Source organism: Oceanobacillus sp. FSL W7-1304 (assembly GCF_037969805.1).
Classification (GTDB): domain Bacteria; phylum Bacillota; class Bacilli; order Bacillales; family Amphibacillaceae; genus Oceanobacillus; species Oceanobacillus profundus.
This window is the reverse complement of the sequence record NZ_CP150211.1, coordinates 2,013,311-2,038,620: the sequence shown is the minus strand read 5'-3', so window position 1 is coordinate 2,038,620 and position 25,310 is coordinate 2,013,311. Positions and strand designations below refer to the sequence as shown.

The following is a 25,310-nucleotide window of genomic DNA, read 5'->3' as shown; positions in this document are numbered from 1 at the left end:
CTACCCCTCCAATGCTGACTTTAACTGGGAGATAAATTGCTGTACTTCGGTTGATTTTGTTGCAAAGCTCGCTTTATTAACAATTAATCTCGTACTAATAGGTTCAATATTCTCAAGAACGGTTAGTCCGTTTTCTTTTAATGTGTTTCCAGTTTCTACAATATCAACAATCAAATCGGCAAGCCCGATTAGTGGAGCCAATTCAACAGATCCGTTTAGCTTAACAATTTCAATTGCTTCGCCCTTTTTATCGAAATGTTTCTGTGCAATGGCTGGATATTTTGTTGCAATTGTCAGCAGCTGTCCTTTTTCAGGGGTATAATTCTTTTTTCCTGCGACTGCAAATTTACATTTCCCAATTTTTAAATCCAGTAGTTCATAAACATCTGCTTTGGATTCAAGGATATTATCTTTGCCGACAATTCCAATATCAGCAGCCCCTTTTTCGACGTAGGTCGGGACGTCAATTGCTTTAACGAAAAGAAGTTTAATCGATCTGTCATTGTTATAAAAAACAAGCTTTCTACTATCCTCGTGAAAATCATTAAATTGTACGTCCGTCTTTTCCAATAGGGCAATCGTGCTTTTAGCTGGACGTCCTTTAGCAAGTGCCAATGTTATAGGTTGCAATTAGAAGCCCTCCTTGTGAGCCTGAAGCAGCGTAACGAGTTCATCTGCTTTTGAAAATGTCTGTTTGATTTGTTCGTTGGAAAAAAGGTTTTGTTCTTTTTCGAAGCGGATTATCGAATTAGAAGAAATGGGATTTCTATTACTTGGATCATTCCGAAAACTTAAAACCTGATATCCCTTATTTCTTAGTTCAAATGCAGCTGTTAAAGCTTCTCGCTGTTTTTCTTTTGTATAATAAATGACTGTATCTACTAGAGCTTTAGGAGCTTTTGCTAATCTTTGCTCTAAAATTGCTTGAATAAGTAAATCTACTTCAAATGCGAAACCGATCGCAGGCATTACGCTGTCTAGTTGTTTTCCTAAATGATCATATCTCCCACCCATTAATACAGGCTGACCAATTCGGTAGACAAATCCTTGAAAGATGATGCCGGTATAGTAATTCATATTATTAATTAATCCGAGATTAATAGCGACATAATCCTCAACACCGTAGTCCTTAATTAATGCAAATACGTCAATTAAATTTTGCAAAACATGCTGCATATGGGCGCTGCGAATAATCTTTTCTGCTTGCTGAATAACTTGAAGCGGATCCCCGTATAGAAGAGGAATCGATTGGATTGCTTTCTTTAATTCTTCTTCAATCGCCATTCCTTCAAGGAATAATTCCATATCCGCTATATTTTTTGATTGAATTAGGGCCTGTAGTTGCCCTAAGTCTTGTTCGGAGAGTTCGGCTTGTTGGATAAGCTCCTTAAAGAATCCCGCATGCCCAATTTCAATTTTGAAATTTTTAAAGCCTAAATCTTTTAATGTATGGATGGCTAGCATGATAATTTCTGCGTCTTCCTCAGGTGTATTCTCCCCGAAAAATTCAACGCCTGCTTGTGTGCTTTCTTTTTGATTTGGCATCTCCTGTGATTGACGAAATACATCCATTACATAGAAAAGCCGTTGCCAGAAGGTATTATTTGCTTGGTTTACTGCTGCCATCATCCGGGTAATTGGAATGGTAACATCTGGACGTAAGACGAGGATTTTCCCTGTCGTATCAATGACTTTAATCATGTCATCTTTTTTTACCGTACCAGTAATGTTCGAATACATCTCATAGTTTTCAAAGGCTTTCGTCCGTACTTGTTTATAGCCATAGGTAGTAAAGCGATTTTTCAATGTTGCAATAAGATTATCTCTTACTTGAAAATCTTCTACATGCTTATTTCGGCCGTTCAGCGTGTATCGTTGCATCTATAAAACTCCTTTTTAACTTTAATACTTTATCGCTTTAACTAAGTAAAGTTATATAGTATTATAATTAGTATATTCATAAAAGTCAACACCAAATAAAAGCAGAAGCATCTGGTTAGCAAATGGGGAGTCCGCTAAAGCTTCAGCACTGGAACTGACGAAAAAACAGGAGATGATAAAATGTTTGATTACCACATTCATAGTGATTTTTCAGCAGATTGTAAGACGCCGATGGAAACTACGATTGAAAAAGCGATCAGTATCGGCCTTGAAGAAATTTGTTTTACCGAACATATTGATTATGATTATCCAGATAAGGATTGGATATTTGAGTTTGACTTGAAACAGTACGATAAGAGAATAAAACATTTGCAGCAAAAATACAGCAAGCAGATTCGCATTAAAAAAGGTGTAGAAATTGGTGTGCAACCGCACTTGTTAGCGCGATATGAAAGATTAATGCAAGATGAAGTGTTTGATTTTGTTATTTGCTCCATGCATGCAACTGCTGGCATGGACCTTCATTCCGGAGAATTCTTTAAGAGAAAAACAGTTGATGAAGCATTTCAAATGTATTATGAAGAATTACTTGCATGCATTAGCAAATTTAAAAGCTTTAGTATTCTTGGTCATATTGATCTTGTTAAAAGATATACGGAAGAAAAGAGTACGAATCATTTCCACGAGATTTTAGAAGTCATTTTTAAAGAAATTATTCCAGCTGGGAAAGGAATTGAATTAAATACGTCAGGCTATCGCTATGGTTTAGAAAGTGGGATGCCAAGCACTGATATTTTAAAATTATATAAGGAATGTGGGGGAGAAATCATTACGGTTGGATCGGACTCTCATGTGGAAACAACATTAGCATATCAATTTAAGGACGCGTTTGAGTTGCTAGACACTATCGGCTTTAAACACATTGCGACATTTGAAGATGGAAAGCCAGTATTTCATCCGGTTGCAAGCCTCATTAAATAGATAAGAAATTTCTATGAATTTTTACGTGTTGAGGCGATTGTAGGGGTGTGAGATGGTATAATAATGGTGTTCAATTAACATATGTAGCTGGTGGTTGTTTATGAAATCTATTAAAAAAATGTTTTTAATAATTGCAGGCACTATTTCATTAGTGCTTGGTGTGTTGGGGATAATGCTGCCATTATTGCCGACAACACCATTTCTTTTGCTTTCAGCTGCTTGTTATGTTCGGAGCTCTGATAAATTATATCAATGGTTAATCACGAATAAATATGTCGGCTCTTATATATTGAATTATCGTGAGGGAAAAGGGATACCATTAAAAGCTAAGATTGTTAGCGTTAGTCTATTATGGGTTTCGATGCTGTATACGATTGCGTTTGTGATTCCTTTAGTAATGGTAAAAATTCTGTTATTCCTAATTGGTTCTTATTTTACATGGTTTATTCTGAAACAGAAAACACTAAGGAAAAGTATGCAGGTGAGGTAATGTATTTTATTAAAAAACATAAGGTAAAAATAACAATGGTATTGGTATTAATTGTCGGGTATATCACGTATATTTCGATGCCTAATAAGGCGAAGTCTGAGCATTATACTGGTGATCCAACCGTGTTTATTCATGGTTATAAAGGGACGAAGAATTCCTTCGGCTATATGCTTGATCGTTTCGAGCATGAATACGGGTGGGGGAATAAAGGGTTTATCTATTACGTTACTAAAGAAGGACGAATCCGTGATTACAATTTAAACAAAGGAAGGTATGCTCCTACGTTTATTCAAATTATTTTAGAAGATAATCGGGCAAGTTTCGCTGATAGTGCTGAGTGGATATCAGCAGTTCTATTGCAAATGAAGGAAAAATACAAAGTTGATTCTGTAAATATTGTAGGACACTCAATGGGTGGAATACTTGCGCTTAAATATACAATGGAATATGCAGGTAATGGTTATCCAGAAGTGAATAAGCTTGTTTCCATTGGGAGTCCGTTTGACGGCATTTATAGTGAAGCATATTTCCAAATTCATAAAGATGCTGCAGCTGAGGATCTAAAGCCGGATTCGCTGGCATTTCAACTGCTACGAGAAAGTTCATTTCCTGAAAGTGTTCAGGCACTGAATATTGGGAGTACTGGTGATGCTGTTGCACTCCCAGAAAGTGTGCAGGCTTTACGAATGACTGTACCAAGTGACCAATTACAGGAAATTATAATTGAAGATCATACACTAGGCCATAGTGCATTACACGAGAGTATAGAAGTAGATAAAATGATTTATTCATTTTTGTGGCAAGATGAAGGACAATAACTTACAATGGATAAAGATTGTTTGTGAAAAGTCACCATGTATTTAATTGGTGATTTTTTAAGCAGATAGTGAACAATAATAACTTTCTATCTGCGTCCACGTAATAGCATTCACTATGGGAGGCTTGGTGAATGTAATTTTTTCTAAATAGCCTTCCCGAAAAAATGATAACTTGTTAAAGGAATGATAGGAGTGGCAATGAATCATCATCTGTACGAAAAACTAATAGCATTAACATCTGAGCGTAATGTGATGGTGAACGAACACTTGAAAAATCATACGTATACCCGTTTAGGTGGGCAGGCAGATTTTTATGTAACGCCGGAAACATATGAACAAGTACAGCAGATTATTAAGTTAGCAAATCAAGAAAATATAGCTTTTACGATGCTTGGAAATGGCTCCAATCTAATTGTGAAAGATGGTGGGATTCGTGGCATCGTCATGAATCTGCAAAAACTTTCTGCGATAAAAACAGATAGCAATAGGATGATCGCTCAAAGCGGTGCGCGAATTATTGATGTTTCACGAGAGGCATTAAAAGAAGAGCTAACTGGCTTGGAATTTGCGTGTGGTATACCTGGATCTGTTGGTGGTGCATTATATATGAATGCCGGAGCGTATGGCGGTGAAATCAAGGATGTACTAACAAGTACGTTGGTCGTTAACCGAGAAGGAGAGCTTCTCACATTAACTGCAGAGCAATTGGATTTAGATTACCGTACAAGTAATATACCGGAACATGGGTACATCGTTTTGGAAGCAACCTTTACTTTAAAAGCCGGTGATCCAAAAGCGATTAAGGAAGTAATGGATGATTTAACATACAAACGTGAGTCAAAGCAACCATTAGAATACCCATCCTGTGGAAGTGTATTTAAACGTCCGCCAGGCCATTTTGCAGGAAAATTAATCCAAGACAGTGACCTTCAAGGAAAGCAAATTGGCGGTGCGCAAGTCTCGCTCAAGCATGCGGGCTTCATTGTTAATAAAGAGAATGCAACAGCAAAAGAATATATTGAACTGATCCATTATGTACAGAAAACCGTAAAAGAGAAATTTAAAGTCAATCTAGAACGGGAAGTAAGAATAATTGGTGAGGATCCAGTAGAATAAAGCTAAGCTGTAATCATCGGGTGGTTGCAGCTTCTCTTATGTCTTGAACAATCTCTCTGCCCGAACAGCTATGACACCAAAACCCGAAATAAAACACCTACCTGCACAGCTATGACACTAAAACCCAAATTAAAGCACCTACCTGCACAGCTATGACACCAAAACCCAAATTAAAACACCTACCCGTACTGCTATGACACCAACCTCAAAAAAACAGCCTCTCCACGCACTCACAATATCCAAATCAAATTTAAAAGGTATTACCCCAACCGAACGGAGTAATACCTTTAATCTATCCTCTAAACCGGCGCAAGAATCCTTGCAATCTTTCATTCTCAGAATGCTCGATAACCTCGCTTGCCGTTCCTTGCTCTGCAATAACACCTTCATCAAGAAACAGCACTTTATCTGCGATATCAAGAGCAAAGTCCATTTCGTGTGTAACAAGCACCATTGCCATATCCTCATGTTTCGCAAGATCACGTATAACCTCAAGCACTTCGCCGACCAGCTCTGGGTCAAGTGCTGATGTTACTTCATCAAATAACATAATCTTCGGCCGCATGACAAGTGCACGGGCCATAGCGACACGCTGTTTTTGCCCGCCGGAAAGCTGATTTGGATAGCTATCCAATTTGTCCCCAAGCCCCACACGTTCAAGCATTTTAACAGAGCGATCGCGAACCTCTTCTTTATTTTCCTTTTTCACATGAATCGGAGCTGTCATGCAGTTCTCTAAGATTGTCATATGCGGGAAAAGGTTGAAATGCTGGAATACCATTCCGATATCTCCACGAACTTCTCTTAAATGCTTTTCATTCGCTTTTACCATCTTCTCTTTCTTTTCCATCTTCCACAGATTTTTACCATCCACAATAATATCACCAGAGGATGGCTCCTCCAATGTCATCAGCATGCGTATGATTGTTGTTTTTCCAGACCCACTTGGCCCGATAACAGCTACTTTTTCAGCTGGTTTTATATCTAAATTAATCCCTTTTAAAACGTCAAAATCACCAAAGGATTTATGCACATCTTGGAATCTCACGATAGGTTCAGTCATAAAGTCATTACTCCTCTTCTGTACATACTATTTAATCGCTGCATTTTTATCAAAACGTGCATTCATTTTAACTTCTAATTTCTTAATCAGTACCGCAGATGGATAGCTCAGTACTAAAAATATAATTCCAACAATAGTTAGTGGTTCTAGATACGACCAGTTTTGAGCGCCATAACTATTTGCCATTAACATTATACCAGCAACTGTTATTGTGGAAGCAAGTGGAACCTCTTTAAACATAATAATGAAATAGTTACCGAGCATTGGAATTGTTGGTGGTATCGCTTGCGGTAAAATGATTTTCCTCCACTTATCAATGGTAGAAAAGTTCAACGCTTTGGATGCCTCCCATTGCCCCTTATCGATACTTTCAATACCGGAACGATAGATTTCTCCGATGTATGTACTGAAATGTATGCCAAGACCAAGTACAGCACTTGTAAAAGGACTTAATGTGACGCCAATCCCTGGAATCATCGGCCATGCATAGAAAAGGAAGAATAGCTGAACAAGTGGGGGGGTAGAACGAATAAATTCCATGACCCAAGTAACCACCCAATTGAAAAATTTATTCGGCACTTTTCTGAGAAATGTCCATACAAAACCGAGTAGGAGTGCGAATAAATAACACGTAATCGTTAAGCTGACTGTAATCCATAGCCCTTGCAATACAAAGGGGAGGGCGTCCATAAATGTTTCCCAGCTCCAGTTATTATTCATCCGTTAGCAACTCCTTTCTTAGAGATATGTTCACCTTTTCTTGTCAGCCAAATAAGTGGAAGCGCAAGAATAAAGTAGAATACAAGAACTAATAAGTAAACAATTGGTGCTTGCGACAAGTTCGAGCTTCGGAGAATGTCGCCGTAATATAAAATGTCCGTCATCCCAATTAAGGAAACTAATGAAGTTCCTTTTAGCATTTGAATGGTATAGTTACCGAATTCAGGAAGCATCATCCGGACTGCTTGCGGGAAAATAACAAGCCGCATGCGTTGAAAGCGTGACATGTTTAGAGCTGTTGCTGCTTCAGATTGACCTTGTGCAACAGAAAGAATCGATCCACGAACAACCTCCGAAAGATACGCACCGTAATTTAATCCAATTGCAATTACACCCGTCCACCAGTTGGAACCTAGCTGAATGCCAAATAGCATTGGGATGGCGTAGTAAAGCCAGAATAACTGAACAATTAAGGAAGTACCTCGAAAAACTTCCACATAAAATCCTGTGAATTTGCGGATGATGATGTTCCCGGAAAGACGGCATAACCCAGCAATAAAAGCCATTAAATATGCTAGAATAGCTGAAGCAAGAAGGACGGTGATTGTTACATGAAGTCCTCTTGCAAGCTGTGGGAAAATCTCTATGATCGCATTCATTATAATCACTCCTTCAAGTTTCGGTTTTGGTTCCGAATAGAATTCTAGATTAAACATTTTTTGCAACCTGCTTAGGAAATACAAAGGGCCTGCTTCCCCGGGACCAGGGAATCAGACCCTATGGAGTCATCCTTTATCACGCATGAACGGCTGTAAGACTCGATCATTAAATTAAACATGAGAAAGGCAAAAGCATAAAGCTGAGGGATAAAACATCCCATAAATTCCTGATTCTGTTCCATTAGCACCTAGTGGGGAAGAAAGGAACTTTCCACTGAATGAAATATCACATTATAATATAATATATGTTTATACTTCCCCGTTACAAACTTCCTCTGTTGTCACTTCATCTACTGGCACAAAATTACTTTCGCTGCTAAAGCCATTTTCATCTAACAGATCCGCAATTGTACCATCTTCCTTTAATTCTGCTAATTTTTCATTGTATGCATCACGTAAATCCGCATCATTTAGGTTAAATGCTTCTGCACCATAGCTTGGTACGCCCTTAATATCTGGCTGCTCAAAGGATTCAACAAATTCAAGTGCATCTGTATTTGCCGATTCAAGCGCCATTTTAACTGTCATCTCAGTTCCGGTTGTAGCATCTGCCCGGCCAGACTGTACGGCTGAGAAGGTTGCAGGAATATCAGGTGCGGTAACAATTTGACTAGGATCTACACCTTCTTCTTGTAAAAATCCAATTTCTGTAGCACCTTCCATTACAACAACGGTTGCATCTGGATTATCAGCAATATCTTTATAGCTTTCTAAGCCCAGTGGATTACCAGCTTCTACAATTAACCCTTCTCCATATTGCATTGTCGGTTCACTAAAAGCTGCATTTTCACATCGATCTGGCTGAATCGCCATTCCTGCTGTAATAACGTCAAATTGTCCGGCTTGAAGTCCTGGAATTAATTGACTCCAATCAGATAGCTGGGATTCAACTGTATCAATTCCAAGCTCTGCAAAAACAGTTTCTGCAATAGCAACAGCTGCGCCTTTTAGTTCTCCGTTTTCTTCATACGCATATGGAGCTTCGTTGGCAAAGCCAATCGTAACTGTTCCTGATTCTTGTAATTGTTCTAGCTTGCTTCCATTTCCGTTAGCTGTATCATCTGATCCACATGCAGCTAAGAGTATAAGCATGAAAGCAAAAAATAATATAAAGCCTGTTTTTTTCAAAATGAAAAGACCTCCCTGTTTAATATAAAACCCAATTATTGTTTTTTTGCTTGGTGATATAGGACTAGATGTATATCACCGTATACATGAAAAAGGGGTTTTTTTCCGCATTCATATTTATAATGTTATAGATTTATTAATTTTCATTCAAATGCTGTATATTTAGATTATTTATAATTAACCGTTATATTTCGTGCTTATATTATGTAGGCTCTCTAATACAGAAAGATGCTTGGAAATAAGCCCAAATACTCTTCAATGCCCAAGATTTCATAAATGTAGTAAAGCGGAAAGGATTATTAAAAAAACCTATACTATGGCTTTATACCCTATTTGCACGAAACTATTGAACTAGTTAGGTTAGTGGGTTAATCTAGAAGTAATTTAAAGGAATATTAAAGCATAATGAATAGAAATAAGGAATAAAGAGAGGTTTTATAAGGTGGGAACGTACGTAGTTGTTGGTGTAGTGTCTGTAGTAGTTGTTGTGCTTGTCGTATGGCTTTCACTTGTAACGCTGTCTAAAGGCTATGGATATAAGCATTCGGTGGATCCAAAACCTGAAGATACAGAAAATGATCAGATAAAACAGGATGAATAGTCAACGAAAAAGGGTCGCACAAATGTGCGACCTTTTTTCGTTACTGGAAATTAAACGACTATATGAAGCCTTTAGGCTATAAATTTCGGCAGGGAGTTTTCACTTAACTCTTTTCTCACTCTCGTAATATGCTCTTCCATCAGTGATTTGGCTAATATATCATCACCTGATGCAATTGCAAGATAGATTTCTTTATGTTCATTAAATGTTTCTTCGTATCGATCAGCATCTTTAAAGCGATTTTGTCTTGTCGTACGAATGGTTTCTTCCATTTGTTTAATTAGAGTTTGTGCGAGGTGGATTAAAATAGAATTATGCGATGCAGCCACGATATACATATGAAAATGCAAATCTGCCTGCACCCCAATTTCTGTTTCATCAATGGTAACAGCCATCTGTTCCAAAGCCTTACGGATGTTGTTAAGATCCTCTCCCGTGGCTCGCTTTGCTGCGAGTGAGACTGCCTCAATTTCTAATGCCCGGCGAACTTCCAGCATCTCAAATATCAAGTGATTTTCAGCTGTCACTACTTTCTCGAAAAGCTCATCAAGGATTAATTGTGCGTCTGATTGCTTAACATAACTTCCGCCGCCTCGCTTGATTTCAATAATATCTTTTAACGCTAAAATTTGTAATGCTTCTCGAACTGAGTTTCTGCTGACACCAAAAAGTCTTGCTAATTCACGTTCAGATGGTAGCTTATCACCTGTTTCCAAATGATTCTTTAGAAAATTTCCTACTATTTTCTCTAAAACAATCTCTGCTGTTTTTCGCTTATCCGAGACCACAATCCTCCCGCCTTCCAATAATCACTTAAAGTTTAAAAAATATAAAGTTATTTTCTGAAATATCATTGAATTAATGTTGGAAATCATTATAATAGACTTAATAAACTGGTTGTTCCAATATTAACACAAATTAGATAAAAAATAAATTGGTGCTACCAATTAAAAGCTGGAAGGAGCAGGGGAATGGAAAAAGTTATCCAGGCATTAAAAGCAAAATTAGCAGAAGAACAAATTTCAACGAATGAAACTGTTAGAGAGTTGCACAGCAAGGACGAAACATATCATCAAACAAGTCTTCCTGATGTTGTGGTTTTTCCAAAAACAACAGAGGATGTGAGTTATATTATGGAGGTGTCGCAGGAATTTAAGACACCAATAACCCCCTTTGGAGTTGGGTCAAGCTTAGAAGGACATGTGATTCCTTATCAGAAAGGCATCGTTGTTGATTTTTCCTTCATGAATAAGATTATCGAAATCAAACAAGAAGACTTGCTTGTAACGGTTCAGCCTGGTGTCACAAGAGAACAGTTGAATAAAGAACTTAAAAAATATGGTTTATTTTTCACTGTGGACCCTGGTGCAAATGCAACACTAGGTGGTATGGCAGCAACTAACGCCAGTGGAACAACTACTGTGAAATATGGAGTTATGCGTGACCAGGTGCGGAACTTAGAAGTTGTTCTCGCTGATGGGAGTGTCATACAAACTGGCAGCTTAGCAGCAAAATCTGCATCTGGTTATCATTTAAACGGGCTGTTTGTTGGTTCAGAGGGAACACTTGGATGTTTTACAGAATTAACATTGCAAGTATATGGTATTCCAGAGCATGTTGTTGCAGCTCGCGCAACCTTCCCTAGCCTTACACAAGCAATTCAAGCCGTTACATCAATTTTGCAAGCAGGTATTCCAATTGCAAGGGTCGAATTTGTGGATGAAGCTTCGATTATACAAATCAATACGTTCAGTGAAACAGATTATCCAGTAAAACCAACCCTCTTTTTAGAATTCCATGGTAATGAAGCTGGGCTAAATGCAGATGTTGCATTTACAAAAGAAATTATGCAGGACCACGCTTGTGATAATTTTACTTCTGAAACCGATAATGCAGCGCGTAATCATCTATGGGATGCACGACATAACTTAGCGTATGCCTATATTCATGGTCATGCTGGCAAAAAAATGATGCTTACCGATGTAGCAGTGCCGATTTCTGAATTAGCAAATTCCGTCATCTACGCTCGAAAAGAGCTGGATAAGCTAGGAGTTCCAGGTGGTATCCTAGGACATGTAGGTGATGGTAACTTTCATTGTCTCATCATGATTGATATGGCAAATGCTGAAGAAATTAAAAGAGCAAATGAATTTAATAAAAACGTGGTTCTGTATGCCTTAGAGCGTGGGGGAACTTGTACGGGTGAACATGGTGTAGGAGTTGGGAAGATGCCATATCAGCGTCAAGAGCATGGAGCTGCCCTCGATATAATGAAGCAAATCAAAAAGGCATTAGATCCAAATAACCTATTAAATCCCAATAAAATCGTAGAAATAGAAGAGGAGACCTTGAATGAAATTTATTGAAAAAATAAGTGCGTTAGCAGGAAAATACTTTGCTGTTTTAGTTATTCTTGCTGCTGTCGTTGCATTCTTGTATCCTCCAGCTTTTCTTATCTTCGGCGGTTATATAACGATTTTGCTTGGGGTTGTTATGTTCGGGATGGGATTAACATTAAAGCCTGTAGATTTTAAATTAGTATTTACAAAACCGATACCAGTAATCATTGGGATATGTGCGCAGTATACGATCATGCCGCTTGTTGCTTTTGCACTTGCTTATTTACTAAGGCTTCCTCCAGAGCTTGCAGCTGGGCTAGTGTTATTGGGCTCTGTTCCAGGTGGGACGGCATCCAATGTAATGGTGTATTTAGCAAGAGGAAATGTTGCGTTATCAGTTGCGATGACTTCTCTTTCAACAATGATGGCACCTATCATGACGCCATTGCTTATCTATTTATTAGCTGGACAATGGTTACCAGTTGATCCAGTTGCAATGTTTATGTCGATCATTCAGGTTATCATTATTCCTATCATTCTAGGATTCTTGATACAGAAATTTTTCCCTGTTGCTGTTGAAAAAGGTGTAACGGTTGTTCCTCTTATTTCAGTAGCTGCAATTTTGATTATTGTGGCAGCGGTTACAGCGGCTAATGCTGGAAATGTTGTGGCAGCAGGGTTCCTAGTGTTTATCGCTGTTTTCCTCCATAATGGCTTTGGTTTATTGCTAGGCTATTTAGTTGCTTTAATGATGGGATTGGGAGAAAATGAACGAAGAGCTATTTCCATTGAAATAGGTATGCAGAACTCAGGCTTGGGTGTTGCCCTTGCAACAGCACACTTCAGTCCTCTTGCGGCACTTCCGAGTGTATGGGGTGCAATCTGGCATAATATTTCTGGACCAATCCTAGCAACTTACTGGGCAAATAAATCGATTCCAGAAAATGATGAGAAGATTAAAAAGGTGATGTAATAAGCTTTTAATCTTCTGTTACTATATTCTTCTATGAACAAATGATAGGATTAGGGTAACTAGCAGGGTATCATAAATGGAAAAATGGACGCCTTTGTCCATTTTTCTTAATTCACCGTTTTCCCGTGTGGCTAAACCAAACAATTATCACAACCATACCAAATAATAATAGTAATTCAGACGGGTTACGGGTTACTCATCAGATAAATTGTCTTCTGGAGGTCGGTAGCCTCTCTGTAATTCGCTAAGACTTAACCCGAACGTCATTTGCAGGTGTGGGTAATCTTTAAAATTACTCCAATCACCACCCCAATCAAACCCCAGCTCTTTTGCAATATCAGCAACCTCAAACCAATCGGAATGACCATTGTTATTCCCATCATAGTGAATGTCCCAGATAATTTCACCATTTTGATTCCGTAGTGCATAATCAATTGCAAGCCCATAATTGTGATAGGATTGCCCGCCTTGTGCATTTGTTATAATATCGCCAGGCTTTGTTCTTCCTTGTTCATAAAGAGAATCCTGTTGCTCAAATGAACGGAATCCTTGGGTAATGATGACATCAATCCCAACGGATGCAGCGATTTCAATAAGTTCATTCTGATTTTCCTCAACGATTGGATGTAATCCGTCTGGAAGGGGCGCATCATCATCAATATATAAACGATGCTCACCACTCCACTCGTTATAAACATAAAATAGAAGAACTAGAAAAAGTATGATTATAATCCATGATACAATTGTTGCGTTCCATCGTTTCATTTTTATAAAACTTCCTTTCGAGTATCGGCATTTTTAACACAATGCCAGTACTCACTGTAAGGCAGAATGAATAGTTTATTTTAACACGTATTAACGGGACTGTAATACTTCCACTTTTATATGTGAGGGAATCAAAAAGCCTAAACAATCCATAAATACTGTTCAAGGTTCTGCAGATCTCTTGTGTGATGCCATTATTCCGTGGAGAAGGAAAACCTCCACTGATGAAGTTCCACTTTATCATAACTCAACCCTCAAACCAATAACATGAATTCTAATAACAAAAGGATTTAAACAAAACTGCGATTATAAAGATTATTTTGATATAATAAAGGTGCTTTTATAACATTTTTAGTGAAATTAAGTGACATCCTTCAGCTGGAATGAAAGGGGAATGCATATGTATTTTTTGATTGCCGGAATTATTGGCTACTTGTTTGGGTGCCTTCACGGGTCTCAGTTAGTTGGGAAAATTAAAAACGTAGACATCAAAAACAGTGGTGTGAAAAATGCTGGTGCTTCAAATACGACCATAATATTAGGGTGGAAATATGGTATTCTGGTAGCACTTATCGACATATTTAAAGCTACATTAGCTATTTTACTCGTACTATTCATCATAACGGAGAATGGAATTACAGGGGATTGGAAATATCTATTAATCTATACGACCGTATTTTTTGTGATTATTGGGCATAATTATCCAATTACGATGAAGTTCAGTGGTGGGAAAGGGACTGCCTCACTGGTAGGTGCACTTATCGCAATTGATTGGAAAATAGCACTTATCGGGATAGCAATATTACTTATCTTTACATTTGCAACCGACTACCTCGTAATTGGTGTTCTTTGTATGTATCTATCATTCCTGATCACGACCTTTCTGTTTTTTGGAATCGAACCAACATGGATTGTTATTTTACTTTCTGTCTTGAGTATTATGAAACATATGGAGAATTATAAACGTATTATGAGAAAAGAAGAGACAAAGCTATCGAGTATGATTCGTAAAAATGTCTCCTAAATGAATTAATAAATGGAGGAAATCATGTTAGACATTCTAATTTGGATTGTTATTGCAGGTTTATTTATCCTAAGCTTTGCAGGAATTATTTTTCCGATTGTACCATCTGTACTTGTGCTATGGGGTGGTTTTTTACTGTATCACTTTGTGTTGAATAGTGAAGAGCTGAATTTGATTTTCTGGATTGTTATGATTGTCTTTACCGTGCTACTAATTGTAGCGGATATCATTGCAAATAGTTATTTTGTAAAAAAATTCGGTGGCAGTAAATCTGGAGAACGCGGTGCCGCAATCGCAGTAATTGTTGGGTCATTTATTACACCGCCATTCGGGATTATTTACGTTCCTTTTATTACAGTATTTCTTATTGAAATGGTGCAAAGGCGAACAGTAAAAGAAGCGTTCCGTGCATCCATTGGTTCACTTCTCGGATTTTTAGGGGGATCAGTTGCGAAAGTTGTCATTCAAATTGTTATGATTATTTGGTTTTTTATTTTAGTGTTGTTTTAAGCAGAAAATATAGTAAAACTTTTTTGTGCCGGATTTTTTATTATCGTAGTTAGGAGCAATGAAGAATTATGAACTATCCAGTAAGAGTAATGACAATTGCCGGTTCTGCAGCAGGAGGTAGTGCTGGGATTCAGGCCGATTTAAAAACATTTGAAGAATTAGACGTATATGGAATGAGCATTATAACAGCGATAGTTGGGCGTCACCCGGAAACGAATAAAAATGTCCATCTCCAATCCGTTGAAGCGATTGAAGCGCAGTTTTCGACAGCGATAAACCAGGTTGGTGCAGATGGCGTTAAAACTGGAATGTTATTTTCAAAAGAGGTAATCGAGGTTGTTGCACGGCTGATTCGAAAAGAAGAAATTCAGACAGTCGTTGTGGACCCGGTTATGATTGGGAAAATGAACTCCAAATTATTAAAAGACGACGCGATTGAGGAATTGGTTCATCAATTAATACCGATGGCAACGATTATCACACCGAATGTGCCCGAGGCTTCCATTCTTTTAGGTGGAAGAGAATTAAATACAGTTGAGGATTTAAAGCAAGCTGCAATTGACTTACACAAGCTAGGGGCAAAAAGTGTCCTCGTAAAGGGTGGAAGACTGGAAGGGCCAGCAGTTGATGTGCTGTTTAATGGAACTGCATTAACGACCTTTACAGCACCACGAATTGATACGGTAAATACAAGCGGAGCAGGATGCACGTATTCCGCAGCGATTACAGCGAATTTAACAAAAGGACAAGCCGTAGCAGAAGCAGTTGGTTTGGCAAAAAGCTTTGTTACAACAGCGATAGAGCATGGTTTTTCCTATACAGATATTGTAGGGCCAACTTTTCATGCTGCATCGCGTAAATTTGGAGAAGCACACCCAATTAAAATCGAAACATTAACATGAAAAGGGGAATAAAACATGGTAAAACGTGCATTGATTAATGTCGATTATACAAATGATTTTGTTGCAGCAGATGGCGCACTTACAGCAGGTGAACCCGGACAAGCTATTGAAGAGAAGATAGTGGCATTGACAGAGGAGTTTATCCAAGCAGATGATTATGTTGTTTTTGCAATTGATATCCATCATGAAGGGGACAGGTTGCATCCGGAAACTACTCTTTTCCCAGCCCATAATATTGCTGAGACTCCAGGACGCAATCTATACGGAAGGCTTGCAGATGTATATGAAAAAAGCAAAAATAACGTAAATGTTTATTATATGGATAAGACGCGTTATAGTGCATTTGCTGGAACTGATCTGGAAATAAAGCTTCGTGAGCGCGGCATTGGAGAAATCCATATTGTTGGTGTATGCACGGATATTTGTGTCTTGCATACAGCGGTTGATGCATATAACAAAGGGTTTAACATTGTTATTCATCAGGATGCGGTGGCAAGCTTTAATCAGGAAGGACATGATTGGGCTTTGGGGCATTTTATCAATACATTAGGTGCAAAAGTGGTATAGTTCGTTGGAGAGGAGGGGGAATCAGATGCAGGAGCTATTTCGAGAAAACACATTTGGAGAGTATAAAGTAAGGAAAGCAACGAATGAAGATGCAGAGGCGGTTATTCAACTATTGCAAGATGCCGCTCGTTGGTTAGAAGGTAAAGGTATATCCCAATGGGAATATTTGCGAAATGGCGGAGAAACTGCCGAGATTAAACAAGGAATTTTAGTTGGTACAACCTATATCGTTGAGCGTAAAAAGGAATTGGCTGCAACCCTGAATCTGTCAGATGTACAAAATGAATGGGATATGGAGCTGTGGGGAAAATGTCAGGAGCATAGTTTTTACATTCATCGACTAGCAGTGGCACAAGCGTTTCGCAAGCAGCAAATTGGCAGGAAGTTACTCGATTGGATCGATCAAAATATCCGATTGGAAAAAGGTAGGATTCGTTTAGACTGTGTGGCTGATAATCCAGCTTTGAACAAATTTTATCAACAAGCAGGCTATACGTTAATGGACGTTGTAGCAAATGGAGAGGATATGTTTTCTCTCTATGAGAAGTTGATTACCAGTAAACCTTGACTTTATAATTTCATACCTATATATTAAATATGAAATACATGAAACGTTGATGAGGATTAGTACAATTGGCTTGTCTTTCCAAGAGAGGAAATGGATGGTGTGAATTTCCGTAAGACGCAATTGGAACCTGCCTCAGAGTTCGCCATCAGAAAGGCAAAGACTAGAAGATGTGCGCGGTTTATAACCGTTATCAAGTGAAGTGTGCAAAGGGGGAGTCCCCGTGCAAACAAGGGTGGTACCACCAAGCCTCGGTCCCTTTTTCGGATGGAGGATTTTTTGTATTTAAGAGGCTGTTCAAAAAGTCTGCTGAAAATGACGCATCGAGAACAGAAGACCTTCGACTAAAAACTGACATGTCCTGTTTCGAACGTCGAAGTCACCACTTCCAGGCTGTGGAAGTACGATACGAGGAGCTATGCTCGAATTTCGACGCACAGGATATGCTAGTATCGGCGTTGCAAAAGGACGTTGCGATCTTAGCCGACCTCAGTCTTTTTCATCCACCTTTTTGAAGCCTATTTAGTAAAGTAAATATTTATCATAATGAGGTGTTACGTATGGGTAAAAAAAATAAGCAGTTTGTTGAGAAAGTAACTGCAATGGAAGACGACTTCGCGCAATGGTATACCGATGTCGTAAAACAAGCAGAATTAGTTGATTATGGGCAAGTACGTGGAACGATGATTATTAAGCCATATGGCTATGCAATCTGGGAAAATATTAAGGATGAATTGGATCGTATGTTTAAGGAAACAGGACATTCGAATGTTGCTTTTCCCTTATTCATTCCTGAAAGCCTATTGCAAAAGGAAAAAGATCATGTCGAAGGATTTGCACCAGAAGTTGCTTGGGTAACACATGGTGGAGACGATGAATTAGCAGAGCGAATTGCTGTCCGTCCGACATCAGAAGTGCTTTTCTGTGACTATTATTCAAAAAATATTCATTCCTATCGCGACCTGCCAAAGCTTTATAATCAATGGGGAAATGTTGTGCGCTGGGAAAAGACAACTCGTCCGTTCTTGCGTTCTTCTGAATTCCATTGGCAGGAAGGTCATACTGCACATGCCACAGATGAAGAGGCATCTCAAGAGACAAACCAAATGCTTGAGGTTTATGCATCTCTTGTTGAAGAATATTTAGCAATTCCGGTTCTTAAAGGACGTAAAACAGATAAAGAAAAATTTGCAGGTGCAAAATATACATTGACGATTGAAAGTTTAATGCATGATGGTAAGGCGCTACAATCTGGAACTTCTCATCATTTCGGTTCTGGGTTTGCAGAAGCATTTGATATTACGTACCTGGACGAAAATGGAGAAAGCCAATTTGTTCACCAAACATCTTGGGGACTTTCCACACGAATCATGGGTGCCTTAATTATGGTGCATGGGGACAATCGTGGTTTAGTCGTACCACCACGTATTGCACCAACACAAGCAATGATTGTTCCAATCGCACAGCATAAGGAAGGTGTATTGGATAAAGCATATGCATTACGTGATCAGTTAAAAGACATTGTTCGTGTCGATATTGATGGTAGCGATAAAATGCCAGGCTGGAAGTTCAATGAATATGAAATGAAAGGTATCCCAGTTCGTATTGAAATGGGACCAAAAGATATTGAAAAAGATCAAGTTGTTCTTGCACGCCGTGATACTGGGGAGAAAGAATTTGTTCCATTAAGTGACTTGGAAGAACGTTTACCAGCATTATTGGAAGAAGTGCAACAAAATCTGTATAACAAAGCATTAGCGCATCGTAATGAAATGACTACCATTGCAACAGATATGAATAACTTCAAGCAAACATTAGATGAAAAAGGCGGATTCATCAAAGCAATGTGGTGTGGCGACATGAAGTGTGAAGAAAAAATCAAAGAAGATACAACAGCAACATCGCGCTGTATCCCATTCGAACAGGAAAAGGTTGCAGATACATGTGTGTGCTGTGGCAAAGAAGCGAAAGAATTAGTCATTTGGGCAAAAGCATATTAATAAATATTTTGAATCGAGCATTGCGTAAAGCGGTGCTCGTTTTTATTTTATCTGCTGCAGACCAGAGAGGTGAAAGCGATCTGCTTAGGAGCGTAGAATTTAATAGTAAAAGATTTAAAGCCGCGGTATTTAAATTAATGGATTAATCCGAAAACATTGACTGTATTATTTTTTGCGATTACCTATTGGCAATCTAGTAGATTTGTGCTATAAATATACATATAAACTAATAAATATACATCCTATGGAGGAAATAATGAAGCAGCAGTTGATAGAAGAAATAGGAAAAATTAAACAACAACTATTGAATATTAGTGATTCTTTATATGAAAATCCAGAGCTTGGAGATCAAGAATATCAGTCGATGCAAAAGCTAGTTGCATTTTTGAAAGAACATCAATTTGAAATTGAAACAAATATCGTAGGAAGAGCGACAGCATTTAAAGCAGAATTTAATAGTGGTAAACCAGGTCCTAAAATTGCATATTTAGCAGAATATGATGCATTACCAGGCGTCGGTCATGGCTGTGGTCATAATTTAATAGGAACAATGAGTACCGGTGCAGCAGTAGCACTTAGTAAACTTTTACATGTGGTTGGTGGTAGTGTTATTGTACTAGGCACCCCAGCAGAAGAAACAAATGGGGCTAAAGTACCGATGAGTGAACAAGGAATATTTGATGGCATCGATGTAGCAATGATTGTTCATCCTGGTGGGACATCTCATGAGAGTGGAGAATCGCTGGCGATGGATGCCATCCAATTTAGTTATTTTGGAAAACCGTCCCATGCAGCTGCTTCTCCGGAGCAAGGGATTAATGCACTAGATAGTGTGATTCAGCTATTTAATGGTATTAATGCACTTCGTCAGCATGTCACTTCAGATGTTCGCATCCATGGAATTATCTCTGAAGGTGGCCAGGCGGCAAATGTTGTTCCGGATAAAGCAACAGCACAGTTTTATGTCCGAGCAAAAAGTCGTGACTATTTGAATGAAGTTGTTGAAAAGGTAAAACATATCGCAGAGGGCGCAGCGAGTATGACTGGTGCATTACTCGAAATAACGAACTATGAATTAAGCTATGATAACATGATTACGAATCAAGTTTTATCCGATGTATATACGAAAAATCTGAAGGAAACGAGTAATCAAGCTGTTCTTCCGCCGAAGGAAACGTACGGTTCAATTGATATGGGGAATGTAAGCCAAGTTGTACCAGCAATCCACCCTTATATCGGCATGAATGAAGCAAGGCTCGTTCCACATACAAAGGAATTTGCTGATACTACCATTACAGAAGAGGGACATCAAGCACTTCATGATGGCGCGTTATCATTAGCAAAGACTGGCTATGATGTATTAACAGATAGTAAATTATTTAAAGCAATACAAGATGAATTTAAAAAAACGAAATAATAAAAAACATAATTGGACAAAGGGGCTAATCACATGAAATTTTCATTGGTTAAATTATTGATGGCAGCTTCAATCATTGCATTGCTTGCGGCATGTGGAACAAGTGAAACCGGGACTGGTGACGAAAATAATGCGGAGTCAGATGAAGCAGGAAATAAGGAAGTACTTACCATGGCAACATCAGCTGACTTCCCACCGTTTGAGTCCTATGATACAGAAGGTAATTTTATTGGATTCGATATTGAATTGGCACAATTAATTGCGGATGAATTAGGGTATGAACTAAAGATTGAAGATATGAATTTTGATGGCTTGGTTGGAGCGCTGCAAGCTGGACGTGTGGATATGGTTATGGCAGGAATGAGTGCGACAGAGGATCGCAGGAAAAATGTGGACTTTTCAATCGAATATAATCGCTCAGGAGAAATGTTTGTTACGAAAGAAGATGCACCAGTAGAAAGCTTAGAAGATTTAGAAGGGAAAATCGTTGGGGTTCAGCTTGGAACCATTCAAGAAGAAGGTGCTGACGAGTTAAGTAAAGAGTATGGATTTGAAGTGAAAAAAGTAGATAATGCAGGTATTTTAGTACAAGAAATGAATTCCAATCGTCTTGATGTAATGTATATGGATAAAGAAGTAGCTACAGGTTACATTGAATCTCAAGGTTTTGTTGGTTTTGATGATCCAACAACCGTATCTCCAGGAATGGCAATTGCATTCCCGAAAGAAAGCGAATTGGTGGAAGATGTCAACGGTGTGTTGGAAGAGCTTCAGTCCAACGGTAAAATTGAAGCATTACAAGAAAAATGGTTAACAGAATCAGAATAGTAGGGAATTGAGGTGATAGGCATGAATTTGGACTTCAACCAAATCGTGCCTTATATTCCTTTTATATTGGAAGGAATAGTGGCAACATTAAAGTTTGTAAGTATATCGATTATTGTAGGATTCATTCTAGGTACATTATTAGCAATATGTAAAATTACAAAGGTACCATTATTAAAATGGATAGCAGATGCATATACGTCTATTTTTAGAGGGACGCCGCTTATTTTGCAATTAATGATTATTTATTTCGCGGTACCGCAGCTAACTGGATTAGATATTACGGCATTTGTGTCAGCAGTGCTTGCATTTGGATTGAACTCGGCGGCATATGTATCTGAAATTATTCGTGCCGGAATTATGGCAGTTGATAAAGGACAAACTGAAGCAGCAGAAGCACTTGGAGTACCTTATAAATCCATGATGCTGAATATCATCCTGCCGCAGGCTTTTAAAAATATCCTTCCTGCATTAATGAATGAGTTTATTACATTAACAAAGGAATCAGCTATCGTATCTACTATTGGTTATTTAGATTTAATGCGCCGGGCACAAATTGTCGGTGCAGATATTTATCGTAATTTTGAGCCGCTTTTATTTGCTGGGCTAATTTATTGGGTAATGGTATTCATTCTCACGAAAATTGGTGGACTTGTAGAACGGAGGATGAGACAGAGTGATTAATACATCGAATTTATCTAAAACATTTGGAAAGAATGAAGTGCTTAAAGGTATTTCAACAACGATTAAGCATGGCGAAGTTGTTGCGGTTATTGGACCATCTGGTTCGGGTAAATCTACGTTTCTGCGATGTCTGAATCTTTTAGAACAACCGACATCAGGTGAGATTCATATAAACGACATAAATATTACAGCAGGAAAAGTGGATAAATTAAAAATCCGTAAAAATATCGGAATGGTATTTCAGCATTTTCATTTGTTTCCTCATATGACGGTTTTGGAAAATGTGACGTATGCACCGCAAAAGGTAAAAAACCTCTCAAAGCAAGAAGCAAATAGATTAGGCAAAGAGTTACTTGCAAAAGTTGGTTTAACGGATAAGGAAGATGCTTATCCAAATCGTTTGTCAGGTGGGCAAAAGCAGCGTGTTGCAATTGCTAGAGCACTTGCGATGGAACCAGAAATTATGCTGTTTGATGAACCGACATCTGCACTAGACCCGGAAATGGTAAAAGAAGTGCTTGATGTTATGAAGGATTTGGCTACAACTGGGATGACAATGGTTATTGTTACACATGAGATGAATTTTGCAAAAGAAGTAGCAGATAAAGTTTTGTTTCTGGATGGCGGTGTTTTGATGGAAGAAGGGGACCCGAAGGAATTCTTCACAGAACCGAAGACGAGCCGTGCGAAAGACTTTTTAGATAAAGTACTATAGAAGATGAAAAACTCCTTCCAACATAATTGTGGGGGGAGTTTTCCTATCGCTATAGGGTTTTTGAAGTACACAAATTCTCAAATTCTCAAATTCTCAAAGCAATGCTTCAATCTGTTTTTCAAGCGTTGCTGGTTTTTTCTGTGGAGCAAACCGTTCAACGACCTGTCCGTTTTTATCAATGAGGAATTTGGTGAAGTTCCATTTGATTTGTTCCGTTAAGAGCCCTTTCTTTTCTGAAGTAAGATAAGAGAATAGCGGATGAGCGTTTTCCCCTTTTACATCGACCTTGCTAAACATCGGGAATGTAACACCATAGTTCTTCTTACAAAATTGGGCAATTTGTGTATCTGCTCCCGGATCCTGTTCACCAAATTGATTGCAAGGGAAGCCAAGAATTTCCAACCCTTTTGTATTGTATTTTTTATATAGCTCTTGTAGCTCTTGGAATTGAGGTGTGAAGCCACATTCGCTTGCGGTGTTCACGATTAGTAATACCTTACCATTATAATCAGCAAGCGATTTCTCATCACCCTGGATTGTTTTTGCTTTATAATTGTAAACAGACATATGAAAACCCTCCCTTTATTAAGAAGGATAGCAAGTGGATGATAACTAGTCAATTAACTCATAAAATGGAAAGGAAGTATACAATGAAAATCACTGAAATTGAAATATTTGCGATTCAGCTTCCACTTATTCAGCCATTTATTATTAGCTATGAAAGATATGATTCCATGCCCTCTATTATTGTGAAACTGACAACAGATACTGGAATCATTGGCTACGGAGAAAGCGTGTTTGATGAACATATCACTGGAGAAACATGGGATAGCACATATGCGCTTCTGCGGACGAAATTAGCCCCAGCCATGATTGGAGAAAATCCATTACATATGGAACGGCTCCACGATAAGATGGACAGACTGGTTAAGGGGGTACCGACAGCAAAGGCCGCGATTGATATTGCCTGTTACGATGCTGCTGGCAAATCACTCGGTGTCCCTGTTTATACGCTGCTAGGCGGAAGATATCATAAGAAATTCCCAATCACACATGTTCTTAGTATCGGCGCGCCAGAGAAGATGGCAGAAGAAGCTGCTGAACGAGTTGAACAAGGATACCGTTCCTTTAAAATCAAAGTTGGAACAAATATTGTAGACGATGTTAAGCGGATTCGCAGCATTCGTGAACGTGTAGGAGAAGATATCGCACTTCGGGTTGATGTGAATCAAGGATGGCAAACAAGTGCTCAAACATTACAAGCATTGGAAAAACTAAAGGATTTGTCCATCGATTGGCTGGAGCAGCCAGTGCTTGGTGATGATCTTGATGCAATGGTTGAAGCAAAAGCGAAATCAACCATTCCAATGATGATTGATGAAGGCTTGCAAGGTATGAAAGATATGCGAGATATTATTACAAAGCGTGCCGCAGATAAAGTGAACATTAAACTCATGAAATGTGGCGGTATCTACCCGGCAAATAAGCTGGCACATATAGCTGAAATGGCAGGAATAACATGTCAGGTTGGTTCAATGGTCGAGTCCTCCGTTGGATCAGCAGCTGGATTTCATGTAGCTTTCTCGAAAAAAATAATAACAAGTGTTGAATTAACAGGTCCCTTAAAGTTCGCAAAAGATGTTGGTAATTTAACATATGATGTACCATTTATTAAATTAAATGAAAAACCAGGTCTTGGAATTGATATAGACGAAGCAATATTAAACGATTTAACCATATATTCAGAAAGGATTAGTCGATGAGTGAACAATTAGCAACAGGAGCACTTCGTAATGGACAAATTTTTTATGCCAGGTATTTACGTATTGGAGATTTGGCGAGAATCCTGGAATTACAAAAGAAAGTCGTAAACGCTCTACCGCACCCTGATGTATTAGAACCGCTTACCACGGAGGAATTTACGAATATTCTAGAGGATAAGCAAATGATGATCGGTATTTTTGTAGAGAATAACCTAATAGCATTTCGTGCGATGCTTGCCCCTGAAAATGATGATGAGGGATTAGGTGCGGATATCGGGTTAGAACAAACAGAATTCCATCGCATTTTATATTCCGAAATCTCAAACGTCGATCCTAGGTTTCGAGGAAATGGGCTGCAGACATATATGGGCAAGCTGTTACTGCGTAATGTTGACCGAAATCGCTATCGCTATCTATTATCAACGGTTGCTCCTTTTAATTTTCCCAGCTTAAAGGATAAATTTTCTTTAGGTATGAAAATTGCTGTCCTTAAAGACAAATACAATGGTAAGCTTCGCTATGTATTTAGGAAGGATTTAGCATCAAGTGAGACCGAACTGCAATCGGAAGAGTGGATTGAGGTCCGTATGGATGATATAGCAAAACAGCAGGATGTGTTAGCGTTAGGCTTTTATGGTGTATCGATGAGGATGGACGGAGAAGAAGTCTATGTAAGGTTTGAAAAATAGTCCATGTTTGAAATGGAAGCGGACTTTAAAAAAGGCTGCTGCACGAATGTGTTTC

The 25,310-nt window shown here is 38.5% G+C and carries 28 protein-coding genes and 1 other annotated feature; of the genes, 19 read left to right on the top strand and 9 right to left on the bottom strand.

The features are described from left to right. Both hisG and hisZ read right to left on the bottom strand, forming a co-directional pair. Entirely contained in the window at positions 1-630 is a 630-nt protein-coding gene (hisG, locus tag NYE61_RS10330) for an ATP phosphoribosyltransferase (RefSeq protein WP_251660361.1), read from the bottom strand. Then, complete coding sequence (gene hisZ / locus NYE61_RS10325) at positions 631-1,881, bottom strand: ATP phosphoribosyltransferase regulatory subunit (protein ID WP_303449114.1); 1,251 nt, start codon at positions 1,879-1,881, stop codon at positions 631-633. Positions 1,882-2,061: 180 nt separating this feature from the next. Between hisZ and NYE61_RS10320 the strand changes: the two genes are divergently transcribed. The 4 genes from NYE61_RS10320 (at position 2,062) to murB (ending at position 5,286) form a co-directional block, all read left to right on the top strand. Then, on the top strand, positions 2,062-2,862 hold the full coding sequence (locus NYE61_RS10320) for a histidinol-phosphatase HisJ family protein (RefSeq protein ID WP_251660363.1): 801 nt from the start codon (positions 2,062-2,064) through the stop codon (positions 2,860-2,862). Positions 2,863-2,962: 100 nt separating this feature from the next. After that, complete coding sequence (locus NYE61_RS10315; RefSeq protein WP_095311734.1) at positions 2,963-3,352, top strand: YbaN family protein; 390 nt, start codon at positions 2,963-2,965, stop codon at positions 3,350-3,352. Continuing rightward, on the top strand, positions 3,301-4,170 hold the full coding sequence (locus NYE61_RS10310) for an alpha/beta fold hydrolase (RefSeq protein WP_339317420.1): 870 nt from the start codon (positions 3,301-3,303) through the stop codon (positions 4,168-4,170). The genes NYE61_RS10315 and NYE61_RS10310 overlap by 52 nt, the downstream gene beginning before the upstream one ends. Positions 4,171-4,362: 192 nt before the next feature. Next, positions 4,363-5,286, top strand: coding sequence for a UDP-N-acetylmuramate dehydrogenase (gene murB / locus NYE61_RS10305; protein WP_118889756.1), 924 nt, complete (start codon positions 4,363-4,365; stop codon positions 5,284-5,286). 292 nt (positions 5,287-5,578) lie between these two features. Here the strand turns inward: murB and ehuA are convergent, their stop codons facing one another. From ehuA to ehuB, 4 genes are all read right to left on the bottom strand, one after another. Next, entirely contained in the window at positions 5,579-6,349 is a 771-nt protein-coding gene (gene ehuA / locus NYE61_RS10300) for an ectoine/hydroxyectoine ABC transporter ATP-binding protein EhuA (protein ID WP_251660366.1), read from the bottom strand. A gap of 27 nt (positions 6,350-6,376) precedes the next feature. Next, positions 6,377-7,069, bottom strand: a complete 693-nt coding sequence (gene ehuD / locus NYE61_RS10295) for an ectoine/hydroxyectoine ABC transporter permease subunit EhuD (protein WP_095311742.1) — start codon at positions 7,067-7,069, stop codon at positions 6,377-6,379. Next, positions 7,066-7,728, bottom strand: a complete 663-nt coding sequence (ehuC, locus tag NYE61_RS10290) for an ectoine/hydroxyectoine ABC transporter permease subunit EhuC (protein ID WP_095311796.1) — start codon at positions 7,726-7,728, stop codon at positions 7,066-7,068. Before ehuC ends, ehuD begins: the two co-directional genes overlap by 4 nt. Positions 7,729-8,037: 309 nt before the next feature. Next, the gene (gene ehuB, locus NYE61_RS10285; RefSeq protein WP_251660368.1) at positions 8,038-8,916 is read right to left on the bottom strand and encodes an ectoine/hydroxyectoine ABC transporter substrate-binding protein EhuB; all 879 of its coding nucleotides are present in this window, start codon (positions 8,914-8,916) and stop codon (positions 8,038-8,040) included. Between the two features lie 442 nt (positions 8,917-9,358). On the opposite strand from ehuB, the gene ytzI reads away from it, so the two are divergent. Then, the gene (gene ytzI / locus NYE61_RS10280; RefSeq protein WP_095311744.1) at positions 9,359-9,517 is read left to right on the top strand and encodes a YtzI protein; all 159 of its coding nucleotides are present in this window, start codon (positions 9,359-9,361) and stop codon (positions 9,515-9,517) included. Between the two features lie 71 nt (positions 9,518-9,588). Here ytzI and NYE61_RS10275 read toward each other — a convergent pair whose 3' ends face one another. Then, positions 9,589-10,305 (bottom strand): FadR/GntR family transcriptional regulator, encoded by a 717-nt coding sequence (locus tag NYE61_RS10275; RefSeq protein WP_095311745.1) that lies wholly within the window; start codon positions 10,303-10,305, stop codon positions 9,589-9,591. Positions 10,306-10,488: 183 nt separating this feature from the next. On the opposite strand from NYE61_RS10275, the gene NYE61_RS10270 reads away from it, so the two are divergent. After that, positions 10,489-11,883 carry an FAD-linked oxidase C-terminal domain-containing protein gene (locus tag NYE61_RS10270; RefSeq protein WP_303449105.1) on the top strand — a complete coding sequence of 465 codons (1,395 nt, stop codon included), beginning with the start codon at positions 10,489-10,491 and terminating at the stop codon, positions 11,881-11,883. Next, complete coding sequence (locus tag NYE61_RS10265) at positions 11,870-12,829, top strand: bile acid:sodium symporter family protein (RefSeq protein WP_251660372.1); 960 nt, start codon at positions 11,870-11,872, stop codon at positions 12,827-12,829. The genes NYE61_RS10270 and NYE61_RS10265 overlap by 14 nt, the downstream gene beginning before the upstream one ends. Positions 12,830-13,021: 192 nt before the next feature. Here NYE61_RS10265 and NYE61_RS10260 read toward each other — a convergent pair whose 3' ends face one another. Further along, on the bottom strand, positions 13,022-13,594 hold the full coding sequence (locus NYE61_RS10260) for a M15 family metallopeptidase (protein WP_095311751.1): 573 nt from the start codon (positions 13,592-13,594) through the stop codon (positions 13,022-13,024). Between the two features lie 400 nt (positions 13,595-13,994). Here NYE61_RS10260 and NYE61_RS10255 point away from each other — a divergent pair, with 400 nt between their 5' ends. From NYE61_RS10255 to NYE61_RS10210, 10 genes are all read left to right on the top strand, one after another. Then, positions 13,995-14,618 carry a glycerol-3-phosphate acyltransferase gene (locus NYE61_RS10255; protein WP_095311753.1) on the top strand — a complete coding sequence of 208 codons (624 nt, stop codon included), beginning with the start codon at positions 13,995-13,997 and terminating at the stop codon, positions 14,616-14,618. Between the two features lie 24 nt (positions 14,619-14,642). After that, positions 14,643-15,128, top strand: coding sequence for a DUF456 domain-containing protein (locus NYE61_RS10250; protein WP_303449104.1), 486 nt, complete (start codon positions 14,643-14,645; stop codon positions 15,126-15,128). 68 nt (positions 15,129-15,196) lie between these two features. Next, positions 15,197-16,030 (top strand): bifunctional hydroxymethylpyrimidine kinase/phosphomethylpyrimidine kinase, encoded by an 834-nt coding sequence (gene thiD, locus NYE61_RS10245; RefSeq protein WP_095311756.1) that lies wholly within the window; start codon positions 15,197-15,199, stop codon positions 16,028-16,030. A 15-nt stretch (positions 16,031-16,045) separates the two neighbouring features. Continuing rightward, positions 16,046-16,597 (top strand): isochorismatase family cysteine hydrolase, encoded by a 552-nt coding sequence (locus NYE61_RS10240; protein WP_095311758.1) that lies wholly within the window; start codon positions 16,046-16,048, stop codon positions 16,595-16,597. 25 nt (positions 16,598-16,622) lie between these two features. Further along, positions 16,623-17,165: a GNAT family N-acetyltransferase gene (locus NYE61_RS10235; protein ID WP_339317411.1), complete on the top strand. Its 543-nt coding sequence runs from the start codon at positions 16,623-16,625 to the stop codon at positions 17,163-17,165. A 37-nt stretch (positions 17,166-17,202) separates the two neighbouring features. After that, positions 17,203-17,425, top strand: a binding site (T-box leader). 297 nt (positions 17,426-17,722) lie between these two features. Then, positions 17,723-19,162: a proline--tRNA ligase gene (proS, locus tag NYE61_RS10230; RefSeq protein ID WP_118889754.1), complete on the top strand. Its 1,440-nt coding sequence runs from the start codon at positions 17,723-17,725 to the stop codon at positions 19,160-19,162. Positions 19,163-19,418: 256 nt separating this feature from the next. Continuing rightward, positions 19,419-20,579 carry a M20 family metallopeptidase gene (locus NYE61_RS10225; protein ID WP_303449099.1) on the top strand — a complete coding sequence of 387 codons (1,161 nt, stop codon included), beginning with the start codon at positions 19,419-19,421 and terminating at the stop codon, positions 20,577-20,579. Between the two features lie 33 nt (positions 20,580-20,612). Further along, positions 20,613-21,407 carry an ABC transporter substrate-binding protein gene (locus tag NYE61_RS10220; RefSeq protein ID WP_303449097.1) on the top strand — a complete coding sequence of 265 codons (795 nt, stop codon included), beginning with the start codon at positions 20,613-20,615 and terminating at the stop codon, positions 21,405-21,407. Between the two features lie 21 nt (positions 21,408-21,428). Then, on the top strand, positions 21,429-22,088 hold the full coding sequence (locus tag NYE61_RS10215) for an amino acid ABC transporter permease (RefSeq protein WP_095311766.1): 660 nt from the start codon (positions 21,429-21,431) through the stop codon (positions 22,086-22,088). Next, on the top strand, positions 22,081-22,803 hold the full coding sequence (locus tag NYE61_RS10210; RefSeq protein ID WP_251660387.1) for an amino acid ABC transporter ATP-binding protein: 723 nt from the start codon (positions 22,081-22,083) through the stop codon (positions 22,801-22,803). Before NYE61_RS10215 ends, NYE61_RS10210 begins: the two co-directional genes overlap by 8 nt. Positions 22,804-22,896: 93 nt before the next feature. On the opposite strand, the gene NYE61_RS10205 is transcribed toward NYE61_RS10210, so the two are convergent. Further along, on the bottom strand, positions 22,897-23,370 hold the full coding sequence (locus tag NYE61_RS10205; RefSeq protein WP_303449093.1) for a glutathione peroxidase: 474 nt from the start codon (positions 23,368-23,370) through the stop codon (positions 22,897-22,899). Between the two features lie 83 nt (positions 23,371-23,453). Between NYE61_RS10205 and NYE61_RS10200 the strand changes: the two genes are divergently transcribed. Then, on the top strand, positions 23,454-24,566 hold the full coding sequence (locus tag NYE61_RS10200) for a dipeptide epimerase (RefSeq protein WP_303449091.1): 1,113 nt from the start codon (positions 23,454-23,456) through the stop codon (positions 24,564-24,566). Then, a complete protein-coding gene (locus tag NYE61_RS10195; protein ID WP_303449089.1) occupies positions 24,563-25,255 on the top strand; it encodes a hypothetical protein in 693 nt (230 codons plus the stop codon). The genes NYE61_RS10200 and NYE61_RS10195 overlap by 4 nt, the downstream gene beginning before the upstream one ends. Positions 25,256-25,310: the final 55 nt, after the last annotated feature.